The sequence below is a fragment of the Pseudomonas sp. 67(2021) genome (assembly GCF_017491835.1).
Lineage (GTDB): Bacteria > Pseudomonadota > Gammaproteobacteria > Pseudomonadales > Pseudomonadaceae > Aquipseudomonas > Aquipseudomonas atacamensis.
On the sequence record NZ_JAFGYL010000012.1, the window covers coordinates 19784 to 34493 of the forward strand.

The following is a 14710-nucleotide window of genomic DNA, read 5'->3' on the forward strand; positions in this document are numbered from 1 at the left end:
GTTCCAATGGGACGCAGAGCGTCCAGGGCTGCATTCCCACGCAGAGCGTGGGAACGATCAACACAAAAATCGCGGTGCTGGCTAGATCGCCTCTCGCGATGGCTTGCCATCCACCAAACGCTGAATCCGCAGCGGGTTGGCGTTTTTCAGTGGCTCGGGCAGCAAGCTGTCCGGGTAGTTCTGGAAGCATACCGGGCGCAGGAAGCGATCGATCGCCAGCGTGCCCACCGAAGTGCCGCGCGCATCGGACGTCGCCGGGTACGGCCCGCCATGCACCATCGAATCGCACACTTCGACACCGGTCGGATAACCGTTGAGCAGGATACGCCCGACTTTCTGTTCCAGCAGCGGCGTCAGCTCGGCGAATTGCTCGAAGTCAGACGGCTCGCCGATGATCGTCGCGGTCAATTGACCGTGCAGGCCGTGCAGCGCCGCGCTCAGTTGTGCCTGATCGGCCACTTCGACGATTACTGTGGTCGGACCGAACACTTCTTCCTGCAGCACTTCATCGCCGTTGATCAACAGGCTGACATCGGCCTTGAACAACTGCGGCTGCGCCTGATTGCCCTGCTGCGGATTACCGGCCAGATGCTCGATGCCGCTGTGCGCCAGAAGCTTTTCCAGGCCTTTGCCATAGCTGCCGAGGGTGCCGGCGTTGAGCATGGTTTGCGCCGGTTGATCACCGATTGCAGCGGCGACTTGTTGGACAAACGCGCTGAACTGCGGCGAGCGAATACCGATGACCAGACCCGGGTTGGTGCAGAACTGACCGCAACCCTGAACCACCGAAGCGGTGAGGTCGCGCGCGACGGTTTCCGAACGCGTGGCCAGTGCTTGCGGCAAAACGATCACCGGGTTGATGCTCGACATCTCGGCGAACACCGGGATCGGTTGCGGACGAGCGGCAGCCATGTCGCAGAGGGCGCGACCGCCCTTCAGCGAACCGGTGAAACCAACGGCCTGAATCGCCGGATGCTTGACCAGCCATTCACCGACGCCGCCACCGTAGATCATGTTGAACACGCCGGCGGGCATACCGGTTTTTTCTGCTGCACGAATGATCGCGTCGGCGACCAGTTCAGCCGTGGCCATGTGGCCGCTGTGGGCCTTGAACACTACCGGGCAACCGGCGGCCAGTGCTGCTGCGGTGTCGCCACCGGCAGTGGAGAACGCCAGCGGGAAGTTGCTCGCACCAAACACCGCGACCGGGCCGAGGCCGATGCGGTACTGACGCAGATCCGGACGTGGCAGCGGCTGACGATCCGGCAATGCCTGATCGATCCGCGCGCCGTAGAAATCACCGCGACGCAGGACTTTGGCGAACAGACGCATCTGCCCGCTGGTGCGACCACGCTCGCCCTGAATGCGTCCTGCCGGCAGCGCGGTTTCGCGGCAGACCACGGCGACGAAATCGTCGCCAAGCGCATCGAGTTCATCGGCGACCGCGTCAAGGAACTGCGCGCGACGTTCGGCGCTGAGGCTGCGATAGGTCGGGTAAGCCGCAGCGGCGGCCTTGGCGGCGGCGTCGACTTCTTCCGCCGTGGCCTGGATGAAATCATGCGGCAAGGCCTCGCCAGTGCTGGCGTCGACCGAGTGCAGTTTGACGCTGCCGGCGGCGCTGCGCTGACCGCCGATGTAGTTGTGACCGAGAATCTGAGTCATGGGATCTCCTTAAAGGGTGCCGATGCTGTCCGGTTCAAAAGCCGCCTGAACCGGTGCGATACCGTTGATTAGCGCAGCGCCGAAATCGGCCTGGCTGATCTCGAACGTGTCGCCCGGCTGGGTGCGGATGCCGTCGGCAAACGACAGGGTCGCAGTGCCGAAAAAGTGAATATGCACGTCGCCCGGACGCAGGAACTGACTGTATTTGAAGTGGTGGTACTCGAGGTTCGCCAGGCTGTGGCACATGTTGGCCTCGCCGCTGAGGAACTCGTTCTGCCAGAGCACTTCGCCGTCACGCAGGATTCGGCTGGTGCCGGCAAGGTGTTGAGGCAATTCACCGGTACGAAGTTCCGGGCCATAACTGCAACTGCGCAATTTCGAGTGCGCCAGGTACAGGTAATTCTTGCGTTCCATGACGTGATCGGAGAACTCGTTACCGACGGCGAAACCGAGGCGATACGGCTTGCCATCGTTGCCGATGACATACAGGCCGGCCATCTCCGGCTCTTCGCCGGCGTCCTCGGCGAACGGCGGCAGCGGGAACGGCTGCCCCGGACGCACGACAATGCTGCCGTCGCCCTTGTAGAACCACTCTGGTTGCACACCGGCCTGCCCCGCCGCCGGTTTGCCACCCTCCACGCCCCATTTGAAAATGCGCATGGTGTCGGTCATCGCCGCTTCATCGCCGGCCTGCTGGTGCATCTTGTCGCGGGCCGAAGCGCTGCCCAGATGGGTCAGACCAGTACCGCTGACCAGCATGTGTGCCGGGTCCGGGTGATCCAGTGGCGGCAGGATGCGCAGGTCTTTGAGCAATTGCCCATAGTCGTGACTGGCGCCGAGGCCGAGGCTTTGCACTTGCTGCTCAAGCGAGCTGCCGGCCTCGATCGCGGCCAGGGCCAGATCACGGACACTGCGGGCGTCCTCGACTTCGCGGACCTGACCGTTGTCGACCACGCCGACCCGGCGCTCGCCGTTGGGTAATTCGAATTGAACCAGATGCATATGTCCTCTCCTTTATCCAAAATTCCGAAACACCGCAAAACCCTGTGGGAGCTGGCTTGCCAGCGATAGCAACCTGTCTGACGCATCAATGTTGGATGTGCCGCCGTCATCGCTGGCAAGCCAGCTCCCACAGGGGTGGTAATTGATCCATAGGTGTCAGGTTCGGGTCGCGCCACGGGCGCTGGCGGCAAACTGGTCGACGGGCAACACGTGTTTGCGCTCCAGCACGCGATAAACGACGCCGGTCAGAATCAGCCCGAACACCATCACGCCCGAGAGGAAGTAGAGTCCGGACGCCAGATTGCCGGTGTATTCCTTCAACGCGCCGATGACGAACGGCCCGATGTAACCGCCGAGGTTGCCCACCGAGTTGATCAAGGCAATCCCCGCCGCGGCACTGGCGCCAGCAAAGAAGCGACCGGGCAAGGTCCAGAACACCGCTGTGCACGAGAACAACGCGAACGCCACCAGACACAGCGCCGCCAGTTGCGCTACCGGCAGCGACAGCCAGGCACTGAGGAACAGGCCCAGCGCACCGAGCACATAGAGCACCGCCAAGTGGCCGTAGCGATCATTCAAGCGGTCGGAACTGCGCGGAATGATCAGCAGGCCGATGATCCCGAAAATGTATGGCACCGAAGAAACGAAACCGGTCACCAGATCGCTGCCGCCGAACTGTTTGATCAGCGTCGGCAGCCACAGGCCGAGGCCATAAATGCTCAGGGTCACCGGCAGATAGAAAAGCGCCAGCAGCAACACGCGTTTGTCTTTCAGCGCATGCAGTGGATTGCCGTGACGGGTCTGGCCGTACTCCTGCAAGTCCTTTTTCAGTTCGCCGGTCAGCCAGTCTTTTTCCGCCTGATCCATCCACTTCACTTGCTGCGGGCCGTCCGGCAGCCAGCGCAGGACCGGCCATGTCAGCAGGATCGCCGGGGTGCCGATGACGATGAACAGCCACTGCCAGCCATGCAGACCAAGGATGCCGTCCATGCCCAGCAAACCGCCGGACACGGGACCGGTGATCATCATCGCGATGGGTTGCGAGAGGATGAACAGGCCGAGGATCTTGCCGCGATGGCGCACCGGGAACCATTGGGTGATGTAGTACAGCACGCCGGGGAAGAAGCCCGCCTCGGCCGCGCCGAGCAGAAAGCGCATCACATAGAAGCTGTGCGGCCCTTGCACAAAGGCCATGCCGATGGTGATCGCGCCCCAGGTGATCATGATCCGCGCGAACCAGCGCCGCGCGCCGAAGCGTTCGAGCATCAGGTTGCTGGGAATCTCGAGAAGAAAATAGCCGATGAAAAACAGCCCGGCACCGAGGCCATAGGCGGCGTCGCCGATGCCAATGTCGGCGCCCATGTGCAGCTTGGCGAAGCCGACGGCGGAGCGATCCACATAGGCGATCAGGTACAGCAGGATCAGGAAGGGAATCAGTTTCAGTGTGATGCGCCGGACAAGCCGCAATTCCTGGCTCATGAGATCGGTCTCCGATTGTTGTTTTTATAGAACCTCGGGGGACGCCTCTCGCCAAACCAGCCAGGGCCATCCCACCGTCGAAAACGACTATATAGTAATACTAATTACCCAACAACTCTTCCAAAGCGCGGATTTTGAGCTTAGATTAAGCGTCAGCTCGCAAACAATAGTCTTACAATAAGAGAATCGATCATGTCTGATAAGAAACCCACCCTGCGCTCCGCCCAATGGTTTGGCACGGCCGACAAGAACGGCTTCATGTACCGCAGCTGGATGAAGAATCAGGGCATCGCCGACCATCAGTTCCACGGCAAGCCGATCATCGGCATTTGCAACACCTGGTCGGAACTGACCCCGTGCAACGCGCACTTCCGCCAGATCGCGGAGCACGTCAAACGCGGGGTGATCGAGGCCGGTGGTTTTCCGGTGGAATTCCCGGTGTTCTCCAATGGCGAATCGAACCTGCGCCCGACCGCCATGCTCACCCGCAACCTGGCGAGCATGGACGTTGAAGAAGCGATTCGCGGCAACCCGATCGACGGCGTCGTGCTGCTCACCGGTTGCGACAAAACCACTCCAGCACTGCTGATGGGCGCGGCCAGTTGCGACGTGCCGGCCATCGTCGTCACCGGCGGCCCGATGCTCAACGGCAAGCACAAAGGCAAGGATATCGGCTCTGGGACCGTGGTCTGGCAGCTCAGCGAACAGGTCAAGGCCGGCACCATCACCATCGATGACTTCCTCGCAGCCGAGGGCGGCATGTCGCGTTCGGCGGGCACCTGCAACACCATGGGCACCGCGTCGACCATGGCCTGTATGGCTGAAGCGCTGGGCACTTCGCTGCCGCACAACGCGGCGATTCCGGCTGTGGATGCGCGCCGTTACGTGCTGGCGCACATGTCCGGCATGCGTGCGGTGGAGATGGTGCGTGAAGACCTGAAATTGTCGAAGATCCTCACCAAGGAGGCCTTCGAAAACGCTATTCGTGTCAACGCTGCCATCGGCGGTTCGACCAACGCCGTGATCCACTTGAAAGCCATCGCCGGACGCATCGGCGTCGAGCTGGACCTGGACGACTGGACCCGCATCGGTCGCGGCATGCCGACCATCGTCGACCTGCAACCGTCCGGGCGTTTCCTGATGGAAGAGTTCTACTACGCCGGTGGCTTGCCAGCGGTACTGCGTCGCCTCGGTGAAGCCAATCTGATCCCCAACCCGAATGCACTGACGGTCAACGGCAAGTCCATCGGCGAAAACACCAAGGACGCGCCGATCTACGGCGAAGACCAAGTGATCCGCACCCTCGACAATCCGATTCGCGCCAACGGTGGCATCTGCGTGTTGCGTGGCAATCTGGCGCCGTTGGGCGCGGTGCTCAAGCCGTCCGCCGCCACTGCTGAACTGATGCAGCATCGCGGGCGTGCGGTGGTGTTCGAGAACTTCGACATGTACAAGGCCCGGATCAACGATCCGGAGCTGGACGTCGATAAGGATTCGATTCTGGTGATGAAGAACTGCGGGCCGAAGGGTTATCCGGGCATGGCCGAAGTCGGCAACATGGGCCTGCCGGCCAAGCTGTTGGCAGAAGGCGTGACCGACATGGTGCGCATTTCTGACGCACGCATGAGCGGCACCGCGTACGGCACGGTGGTTTTGCACGTCGCCCCGGAAGCCGCAGCCGGCGGGCCTTTGGCGGCAGTAAAGGAAGGCGACTGGATCGAACTCGATTGCGCAAGCGGCCGTTTGCATCTGGACATTCCGGATGCTGAACTGGCCGCACGCATGGCCGATCTGCAAGCACCGCAGCAATTGCTGGTGGGCGGTTATCGTCAGCTGTACATCGATCACGTGCTGCAGGCGGATCAGGGTTGCGACTTTGACTTCCTGGTTGGCTGCCGAGGTGCCGAGGTTCCGCGCCACTCTCATTGACACCCCACTGATCGTTCCCACGCTCCGCGTGGGAATGCAGCCCGGGACGCTCCGCGTCCCTTTCAGAGCTGGAACGCGGAGCGTCCCTTGAGGCATTCCCACGCAGAGCGTGGGAACGATCATTGCCTACCTCAAGATTGTGCCGTGCCTGCTATGATGCGCGGCATCTCCATCGCTCAGGATCGCGCCACTCCCCATGGATTACCGCAAACCTTCCGACCGTAAAAGCATGCACTCGCGCATCGTCCAGGAACTGGGCATGCAGATCGTCTCCGGACGCTTTTTGCCCGACGACAAACTGCCCGCCGAAGCCCTGCTTTGCGAGGAGTACGCGGTCAGTCGGCCGGTGTTGCGCGAGGCCACCCGAGTGCTGGTGGCCAAGGGTCTGGTGTATTCCAAACCGCGCGTCGGCACCGTGGTCAAGGCGCGCCGCGAATGGCACATGCTCGACCCGGACGTGCTGCACTGGCTGATGCAGAGCAGCCCGCAGAATGAATTCTTCAACGTCCTGACCAGCGTGCGCAGCATCATCGAACCGGCAGCGGCCGCCCTCGCCGCTCAGCATGCAACCGATGCCGACATCGCCGCGATCAACGAAGCCTACCAACGCATGGAAGCCGCGCCGACCCCGGAAGCGCTGTTGCAACCGGACCTGGACTTCCACAGCCGCATCGCCGATGCGACGCACAATGACCTGCTGGCGAACCTGTGCAACATGTTGGCGGTAGCAATTGCCGAGGCGTTGAAGCATTCCAATCAGCGGCCGAATCTGCATGAACTGGCGTTGCCCAGGCACAAGGCGATTCTGACCGCCATCGAGAACCGCGATGCCCTGGGCGCCCGGCATGCGACGCTGGTGCAGCTGGATGATGCGCGTAGTGCGTTGAGTGTTGTGCTTGGCGCAGAGCTTTCTTAGGGCTTGAGATCGCTTGCCCTCACCCTAGTCCTCTCCCAGAGGTAGAGGGGACCGATTGGGGGATATTTGAAATTTACGCCGACTTGAACGATTTGCGCTGAATCCAACATCGCTTGGTATTGCAGGTCCAGTGATTTGCTTTGAATCCATAATCGACTCGATCTTTCAGGTCGGTGTATGGCGAGAGACACCGCGGTCAGTCCCCTCTCCCTCCGGGAGAGGGCTAGGGTGAGGGGCTCTTGATCTTGAAGCACAAAAAAAGCCGCAACCCCTCAAGGTTGCGGCTTTGTCGTTTCAGGCTTTCAGATCAATGAGCAAACAGCGAATTGCCCTTCTGCCCCGCCAGCTTCTCAGGCTTGATCAGGAACTTGGCCAGCGCCGGCAGCAGCCACAGCGCGCCGAACATGTTCCACAGCAGCATGAAGGTCAGCATCAGGCCCATGTCGGCCTGGAACTTGATCGCCGAGAAGATCCAGGTGCACACGCCGATCGCCAGGCACAGGCCGGTGAACAGCACCGCTTTACCGGTCGACTTCAGGGTCTGGTAATAGGCTTCCTGCAACGGCAGCCCGGCACGCAGGAAACTTTCGAGGCGGCTGTAGATGTAGATGCCGTAATCCACGCCGATCCCCACACCCAACGCCACCACCGGCAGCGTCGCGACTTTCACGCCGATGCCCATGAACGCCATCAGCGCGTTGCCGAGCACCGAGGTGAGCACCAGCGGCAAGACGATGCACAGGGTCGCTGCCCATGAGCGGAAGGTGATCATGCACATCACTGCCACGCAGATGTACACCAGAATCAGGATGGTCAGCTCAGCCTGTTTGATGACTTCGTTGGTGGCCGCTTCGATCCCGGCGTTACCGGCAGCGAGGATGAATTCCAGGCCGTCCTTGTTGTTTTCCTTGGCGAACTCCTGCACCGCGTTGACAGCACGATCGAGGGTTTCAGCTTTGTGATCGTTAAGGAACACCAGTACCGGTGCCAGCGAGCAGCTGTTGTTGTACAGGCCATCGGCGCGGGCGATCGAGTTGTTCAGTACGTCCGGGTTGCGCGACAGGGTTTCCCATTTCAGGTTGCCCTCGTTCATGCCCTTGATCATCTGCTTGGACACGGTCACCAGCGAGATCGCCGACTGTACGCCCTCGGTGTTCTGCATCTTCCACATCAGCTGATCGATCGGCGCCATGGCTTCGTAGCGCGAGCAGCCTTCGGCTTTGGTCTTGACCATCACCACCAGCACGTCGGAGCTGGTCGAGTAGTTGCTGATGATGAAGTTGTTGTCCTTGTTATAGCGCGAGTCCGGACGCAGTTCCGGCGCGCCCTGGTCGAGGTCGCCGATCTTCAGGTTCTGGCTATACCAGAGGCCGCCACCGAAAGCGATCAGGGCCAAGGCTACCGAAATCGGCGCGACTTTCGGGCTGGCGAAGTTCGACAGCAGGCGCCAGAACGGGTGCTCACGGTTCGCATCTTTCTTGCTCTTGGCAATCGCGCGCTTGCTGATGCCGACATAGGAAATCGCCACTGGCAGCAGGATCAGGTTGGTGAACACGATCACCGCAACGCCGATAGACGCGCCGATCGCCAGTTCACGGATCACCCCGATGTCGATGATCAACAGGGTGATGAAACCCACCGCATCGGCCAGAATCGCGATCATCCCCGGCAGGAACAACTGGCGGAAGGTGCGTCGTGCAGCGGTCAGGGCGTTATCGGCCTCGCTGGATTGCAGGGCGATACCGTTGATCTTCTGCACGCCGTGGGAAATGCCGATGGCGAAAATCAGGAACGGCACCAGCATCGAATACGGGTCGAGCCCGAAGCCGAGGAAGTGCATCAACCCGAGCTGCCAGACCACCGCCACCAGCGTTGTGCTCAACACCGCGATGGTGCTGCGCAGGCAGTTGGTGAACCACAGCAGCAGAATCAGGGTGATGACGAAGGCGACACCGAAGAACAGCACCACCATCACCAGACCGTCGATCAGGTCACCGACCTTCTTGGCGAAACCGACGATGTGGATCTTGATGTTGGGGTTCTGCGCTTCGAACTTGTTGCGGATCTTGTCTTCGAGCTCATGGGAGAACTGGCGATAGTCCAGCGCCAGCAACTTGCCCTGATCCTGCGGGTCCGGATAGGCCTCGAGCAGCGGGATGTCGACGATGCTCGACTTGAAGTCGTTGGCCACCAGACGCCCGACCTGGCCGGACTTGAGCACGTTGTTGCGCAGCAGATCGAGGCTGTCCTGCGAGCCATTGTAGCTCTGCGGAATCACTTCACCGCCGGCGAAACCCTCTTCGGTCACTTCGGTCCAGCGTACGCTCGGGCTCCACAGCGATTTGAGGCCGGAACGGTCGACGCCGGAAATGTAGAACACTTCGTCGTTGATCTGGCGCAGGGTCTCCATGTACTCCTTGGAGAAGATGTCGCCGTCGGTGGCCTCCACCGAAATACGCACGGTGTTGCCCAGGTTCGCCAGATCGTTGCGGTGCTCCATCATCTTTTCGATGAAGGGATGCTGCAGCGGGATCATTTTTTCAAAACTGGTCGACGGCCGAATCAGCGTGGCCTGCCAGAACAGGAAAATGCTCACCACCAGGCAGATCAGGATCACGGCCGGACGGTTGTTGAAGATCAGGCGCTCGAGAACCGTCGCCTTTTCCTGCTGAGGAGTGATCAAGGAAGTCATAGCCCCGCCTTCTTGTTATTGGTCTCGGCACCGTTTGGCTGGGTGATGTGCAAGCCACCCTGCCCGGTCAGAATCAGGTTGCCGTTGCCGGCGGCGGTGACCGACGACAGCGAAATGCGATCCGGGCGGTTGAACACGCTGAAGGTTTCGCCGTTGTCGCTGCTGCTGATCACCGAGCCGCCGTTACCGACGATGACGATCGAGCCGTCTTCCAGCAGCGTGCCGCCGGACAGGCCGAACTCCAGCGCACCGCGTGCAGCTTTGAGTTCGACCTGCTCCCAGTTGCTGCCGAAATCAGTGGAGCGATAAAGATTGCCGCGCAAGCCGTAAGCCAGCAGGGTCTGCGGCTGCGCCGTGCCGATCACGCCGAACAGCGAACCTTCGTACGGGCCTTCGAGTTTTTCCCAGGTCTGGCCGTCATCGGCGGAGCGAAACATGCTGCCGGACTCGCCGACGATGAACAGCCCGGCGTCTTTCACGGCGGCGATGGCGTTGAGGTGGAACTGGTCTTCATTGTCGAGGCGGTCGCTGACGTCTTCCCAGTTTTTGCCGCCGTCGGTGGTTTCCAGCAGCGTGCCGTAGGCGCCCACGGCAAAGCCGCTGCTGGCGTCCTTGAACCAGACGTCGAGCAGCGGCGATTCGCGTGCGAGGTCTTCGAATTGTTTGGTCCAGGTCAGACCGCCGTCTGCGCTGGCGAGAATCTGCGCGTCGTGGCCCACGGCCCAACCGTTTTTGTCGTCGACGAAATACACGGCGGTGAGCAGTTGCCGCGTTGGCACCTTGGCCTGGGTCCAGGTTTTGCCCTGATCATCGGAATAGACGATGTGCCCGCGATCGCCGACCGCGACCAGACGCGCGCCAGCGTGGACGACATCAAGAATCAGGCTTTTTGCGGCCTTGGCCGATTCGGTGGCATAAACCACGTCAGCCGGGGCCTCGGCGGCAATCACAGGTGCCGACAACGTGGCAAAGCCCAGCAGCGAGAGTGCTGTGGCCAGCAACGCGGTGTTGCGTAACGCCGGCGGGCGGCAACGACTCATAGACCTTCCCCTATTTATTATTGTTGGGCCATCGGGCCTTCAAGGGCGCCGCAAGGGTGCTCAGCTACTGGCGTTTCAGAAGCATAGTCCTGAAACCCGCAATCCAGAGCCCCTTCGGAAGCTGGCTCATCCTATCGGGCTTTGCAAATGTCTGACAATCGGCGCCGCGTTATCTTTTGTTAACCGAAAGCGGCCCTCTGTAACCAATCATTTTCCCTGTGGGAGCGAGCCTGCTCGCGAATGCGGTGTATCAGTCACCCTGTTTATTGGCTGACCCACCGCTTTCGCGAGCAGGCTCGCTCCCACAGGGTTTGTGGTGATGGGTGGTTTCGCGCCAAAGGCTGAATGCGCAGCCATTCGTAGGATGGATGACGCAATTGTCGCTGCGGGGACTTGCAGGATCGGTATTATGGTATACCATCAGACGCACAGACACTCTCAATCCCCCAACGGAGCAGCTCATGAGTTTCGAAATTCGCAAGATCGTCAGCTATGTCGAAGAAACCTTCATCGAAGGCGGCAAGGCTACTGACAAGCCGGTGACCATGGTCGGCCTCGCCGTGGTGATGAAGAACCCGTGGGTGGGCAACGGTTTTGTCGAAGACCTCAAGCCGCAGATCCGCGCCAACTGCTCCGACCTCGGCGCCATGATGGTCGAACGCCTGGTCGGCATCATCGGCGGTGCCGAGAAGATCGAGGCCTACGGCAAAGCGGCGGTCGTCGGCGCTGATGGCGAAATCGAGCACGCGTCGGCGGTGATCCACACCCTGCGCTTCGGCAATCACTATCGCGAAGCGGTAAAAGCCAAGAGCTATCTGAGCTTTACCAACAAGCGCGGCGGTCCGGGCACGTCGATTCAGATCCCGATGATGCACAAGGACGACGAAGGCCTGCGTTCGCACTACATCACCCTGGAAATGCAGATCGAAGACGCGCCGCGTGCTGACGAAATCGTCGTCGTGCTGGGTTGCGCCGACGGAGGCCGCCTGCACCCGCGCATCGGCAACCGCTACATCGATCTGGAAGAACTGGCTGCCGAAAAAGCCCAGTAATCACAATAAAAAGGCATTGCAGGAGCGCTCCATGATTCGGCTCACCGCTGAACTCACCCCGGCTGGCACCAGTTACCTGGCGACCGGCCAAGGCCAGCCCGTGGTATTGATCCACGGCGTGGGCCTGAACAAAGAAATGTGGGGCGGGCAGATTGTCGGCCTCGCCAGCCAGTACCAGGTGATCGCCTACGACATGCTCGGCCACGGCGCCAGCCCGCGCCCGGCCAGCGGTACCGACCTGCTCGGTTACGCCGATCAGTTGCTCGAGCTGCTCGATCACCTCAATCTGCCCCAGGCAGCGGTGATCGGTTTCTCCATGGGCGGCCTGGTCGCGCGGGCCTTTGCCCTGCATTACCCGGAGCGCCTGCAAAGCCTGGTGGTGCTGAACAGCGTGTTCAACCGCAGCGAAGAACAGCGTGCCGGCGTGATTGCCCGCACTGCCCAGGCTGCCGAACATGGCCCGGACGCCAATGCCGAAGCGGCGTTGTCGCGCTGGTTCAGCCGTGAATATCAGGCAGCCAACCCGGCGCAGATCGCTGCATTGCGCCAGACCCTGGCCAACAATGATCCACAGGGCTACCTGACCACCTACGAATTGTTCGCCACCCAGGACATGTACCGCGCCGACGACCTGAGCAGCATTCAGGCGCCGACGCTGATCGCCACCGGCGAACTCGACCCCGGCTCGACGCCGGAAATGGCCGAGCAACTGGCCCGACGCATCCCCGCTGCGAAGGTTGCCGTGCTGCCCGAGCAACGGCATATGATGCCGGTAGAGTCGCCGCGTCTGGTCAACCAGATGCTGCTGGAATTTCTCCAATTCGCACACGCCCGACAAAACCATATAAAGGGGATCGTTGCATGACACTCGCACGCTTCCAGATGTGCATCGGCGGAGACTGGGTCGACGCCCTCTCCGGCAAGACCTTCGAAAGCCTCAACCCGGCCTCCGCGCAAGCCTGGGCGGAACTGCCCGACGCCGATGAAGCGGACGTCGAACGCGCCGTGCAAGCAGCGCAAACGGCCTTCGACAGCCCGGCGTGGCGCGGCCTGACCGCCACTGCGCGGGGCAAACTGCTGCGCCGCCTCGGTGATCTGATCGCTGAAAACAAGGAACACCTGGCGCAGCTGGAAAGCCGCGACAACGGCAAGCTGATCCGCGAAACCCGTGGCCAGGTCAGCTATCTGCCGGAGTTCTTCCACTACACCGCAGGCCTCGCTGACAAACTGGAAGGCGGCACCCTGCCGCTGGACAAGCCCGACCTGTTTGCCTACACCGTGCACGAAGCCATGGGTGTGGTCGCCGCGATCATTCCATGGAACAGCCCGCTGTACCTGACCGCGATCAAACTGGCCCCGGCTCTCGCCGCCGGCAACACGATTGTGATCAAGCCGTCCGAGCACGCCTCGGCGACCATTCTCGAGCTGGCGCGTCTGGCCCTCGAAGCCGGGATTCCGCCGGGCGTGGTCAACGTCGTCACCGGTTACGGCCCGAGCACCGGCGCCGCCCTCACCCGCCATCCGCTGATCCGCAAGATCGCCTTCACCGGCGGCGCGGCCACGGCGCGGCATGTGGTGCGCAGCAGCGCCGAGAATTTCGCCAAGCTGTCGCTGGAGCTGGGCGGCAAGTCGCCGAATATCATCTTCGCAGACGCCGATCTGGACAGCGCGATCAACGGTGCGATTGCCGGCATCTACGCGGCGTCCGGGCAGAGTTGCGTGTCCGGTTCGCGCTTGCTGGTGCAGGACGAAATCTACGACGAGTTCGTCAACCGTCTGGTCGAGCGCGCCCAGCGCATCCGCATCGGCAACCCGCAGGAAGACCACAGTGAAATGGGTCCGATGGCCACTGCGCAGCAACTGGCGGTGGTCGAAGGTCTGGTCGCCGATGCGATCGCCGAAGGCGCGCGTTTGCGCACCGGTGGCAAGCGTCCGGCGGATCTCGGCGAAGGCTGGTTTTACGAGCCGACGCTGTTCGAGTGCGACCGCAATTCGATGAAGATCATGCAGGAAGAAGTCTTCGGCCCGGTGGCTTCGGTGATTCGCTTCAAAGACGAAGCTGAAGCACTGGCGATCGCCAACGACTCGCAGTTCGGCCTCGCTGCCGGCATCTGGACCCGTGACCTCGGCCGCGCCCATCGTCTGGCGCGCGATGTGCGCTCGGGGATCATTTGGGTCAACACCTACCGTGCGGTGTCGGCGATGGCGCCGATCGGCGGCTTCAAGAACAGTGGCTATGGACGCGAAAGCGGCATCGATTCGGTGCTGGCCTACACCGAACTGAAAACGGTGTGGATCAACCTCTCCCAGGCGCCAATGCCTGATCCGTTTGTGATGCGCTAGGAGTCCTGCGAAATGATCGAACCCGGCATTTACAAAGACGTCATGAGCTCGTTCCCGTCCGGCGTCACGGTGGTCACCACCCTCGACCCGGACGGCGGCATCGTCGGTATCACCGCCAGCGCGTTCAGCGCGCTGTCGATCGACCCGGCGCTGGTGCTGTTCTGCCCCAACTATGCGTCCGACACCTACCCGGTGCTGCGCGACAGCAAGAAGTTCGCGATCCACTTGCTGTCGGCTGACCAGACGGCTGAGGCCTACGCTTTCGCCGGTAAAGGCAAAGACAAGGCCAAGAACATCGAGTGGCATTTGAGCGAACTCGGTAACCCGATTCTGGCCAAGGCGACGGCGATCATCGAGTGCGAGTTGTGGCGTGAATACGACGGCGGTGATCACGCGATCATTGTCGGCGCAGTGAAGAACCTGATCCTGCCCGAGCAACCGGTGACGCCGATGATTTATCACAAGGGCAAGCTCGGTGCGTTGCCGCCCCTTGTTTGAGAACAATACAAAACCCTGTGGGAGCTGGCTTGCCAGCGATGGCGACGGAACATTCAACATCAATGCTGACTGAACTACCGCTATCGCTGGCAAGCCA

At 61.4% G+C, this 14710-nt stretch carries 11 protein-coding genes; 6 read left to right on the forward strand and 5 right to left on the reverse strand.

Annotated elements, in window-relative coordinates:
• Positions 1–81 precede the first annotated feature (81 nt).
• From J5M66_RS15910 to J5M66_RS15920, 3 genes are all read right to left on the reverse strand, one after another.
• Positions 82–1662 carry an aldehyde dehydrogenase (NADP(+)) gene (locus J5M66_RS15910; RefSeq protein ID WP_130888538.1) on the reverse strand — a complete coding sequence of 527 codons (1581 nt, stop codon included), beginning with the start codon at positions 1660–1662 and terminating at the stop codon, positions 82–84.
• A 9-nt stretch (positions 1663–1671) separates the two neighbouring features.
• Positions 1672–2664: an AraD1 family protein gene (gene araD1 / locus J5M66_RS15915; protein ID WP_207808637.1), complete on the reverse strand. Its 993-nt coding sequence runs from the start codon at positions 2662–2664 to the stop codon at positions 1672–1674.
• A gap of 156 nt (positions 2665–2820) precedes the next feature.
• Complete coding sequence (locus J5M66_RS15920; protein ID WP_071172697.1) at positions 2821–4143, reverse strand: MFS transporter; 1323 nt, start codon at positions 4141–4143, stop codon at positions 2821–2823.
• A 192-nt stretch (positions 4144–4335) separates the two neighbouring features.
• Here J5M66_RS15920 and J5M66_RS15925 point away from each other — a divergent pair, with 192 nt between their 5' ends.
• Complete coding sequence (locus J5M66_RS15925; protein WP_206422030.1) at positions 4336–6072, forward strand: IlvD/Edd family dehydratase; 1737 nt, start codon at positions 4336–4338, stop codon at positions 6070–6072.
• A 196-nt stretch (positions 6073–6268) separates the two neighbouring features.
• Positions 6269–6988, forward strand: coding sequence for a FadR/GntR family transcriptional regulator (locus tag J5M66_RS15930; protein WP_024013185.1), 720 nt, complete (start codon positions 6269–6271; stop codon positions 6986–6988).
• A gap of 307 nt (positions 6989–7295) precedes the next feature.
• On the opposite strand, the gene J5M66_RS15935 is transcribed toward J5M66_RS15930, so the two are convergent.
• Both J5M66_RS15935 and J5M66_RS15940 read right to left on the reverse strand, forming a co-directional pair.
• Entirely contained in the window at positions 7296–9680 is a 2385-nt protein-coding gene (locus J5M66_RS15935; protein ID WP_206422029.1) for an RND family transporter, read from the reverse strand.
• Positions 9677–10720 carry a YCF48-related protein gene (locus tag J5M66_RS15940; RefSeq protein ID WP_110603691.1) on the reverse strand — a complete coding sequence of 348 codons (1044 nt, stop codon included), beginning with the start codon at positions 10718–10720 and terminating at the stop codon, positions 9677–9679. Before J5M66_RS15940 ends, J5M66_RS15935 begins: the two co-directional genes overlap by 4 nt.
• 461 nt (positions 10721–11181) lie before the next feature.
• On the opposite strand from J5M66_RS15940, the gene J5M66_RS15945 reads away from it, so the two are divergent.
• The 4 genes from J5M66_RS15945 to J5M66_RS15960 are packed head-to-tail and all read left to right on the forward strand — an operon-like array spanning position 11182 to position 14613.
• On the forward strand, positions 11182–11772 hold the full coding sequence (locus J5M66_RS15945; RefSeq protein ID WP_007968626.1) for an amino acid synthesis family protein: 591 nt from the start codon (positions 11182–11184) through the stop codon (positions 11770–11772).
• Between the two features lie 31 nt (positions 11773–11803).
• Entirely contained in the window at positions 11804–12637 is an 834-nt protein-coding gene (locus J5M66_RS15950; RefSeq protein WP_024013187.1) for an alpha/beta fold hydrolase, read from the forward strand.
• On the forward strand, positions 12634–14115 hold the full coding sequence (locus J5M66_RS15955) for an aldehyde dehydrogenase (protein WP_042606772.1): 1482 nt from the start codon (positions 12634–12636) through the stop codon (positions 14113–14115). Before J5M66_RS15950 ends, J5M66_RS15955 begins: the two co-directional genes overlap by 4 nt.
• A 12-nt stretch (positions 14116–14127) precedes the next feature.
• Positions 14128–14613: a flavin reductase family protein gene (locus J5M66_RS15960; RefSeq protein ID WP_024013189.1), complete on the forward strand. Its 486-nt coding sequence runs from the start codon at positions 14128–14130 to the stop codon at positions 14611–14613.
• Positions 14614–14710 lie beyond the last annotated feature (97 nt).

What these genes read in the sequence shown, in the direction of transcription:
- J5M66_RS15910 (WP_130888538.1), bottom strand. Translation starts at nt 1,662, where the DNA reads ATGACTCAGATTCTCGGTCACAACTACATCGGCGGTCAGCGCAGCGCC.
- araD1 (WP_207808637.1), bottom strand. Translation starts at nt 2,664, where the DNA reads ATGCATCTGGTTCAATTCGAATTACCCAACGGCGAGCGCCGGGTCGGC.
- J5M66_RS15920 (WP_071172697.1), bottom strand. Translation starts at nt 4,143, where the DNA reads ATGAGCCAGGAATTGCGGCTTGTCCGGCGCATCACACTGAAACTGATT.
- J5M66_RS15925 (WP_206422030.1), top strand. Translation starts at nt 4,336, where the DNA reads ATGTCTGATAAGAAACCCACCCTGCGCTCCGCCCAATGGTTTGGCACG.
- J5M66_RS15930 (WP_024013185.1), top strand. Translation starts at nt 6,269, where the DNA reads ATGGATTACCGCAAACCTTCCGACCGTAAAAGCATGCACTCGCGCATC.
- J5M66_RS15935 (WP_206422029.1), bottom strand. Translation starts at nt 9,680, where the DNA reads ATGACTTCCTTGATCACTCCTCAGCAGGAAAAGGCGACGGTTCTCGAG.
- J5M66_RS15940 (WP_110603691.1), bottom strand. Translation starts at nt 10,720, where the DNA reads ATGAGTCGTTGCCGCCCGCCGGCGTTACGCAACACCGCGTTGCTGGCC.
- J5M66_RS15945 (WP_007968626.1), top strand. Translation starts at nt 11,182, where the DNA reads ATGAGTTTCGAAATTCGCAAGATCGTCAGCTATGTCGAAGAAACCTTC.
- J5M66_RS15950 (WP_024013187.1), top strand. Translation starts at nt 11,804, where the DNA reads ATGATTCGGCTCACCGCTGAACTCACCCCGGCTGGCACCAGTTACCTG.
- J5M66_RS15955 (WP_042606772.1), top strand. Translation starts at nt 12,634, where the DNA reads ATGACACTCGCACGCTTCCAGATGTGCATCGGCGGAGACTGGGTCGAC.
- J5M66_RS15960 (WP_024013189.1), top strand. Translation starts at nt 14,128, where the DNA reads ATGATCGAACCCGGCATTTACAAAGACGTCATGAGCTCGTTCCCGTCC.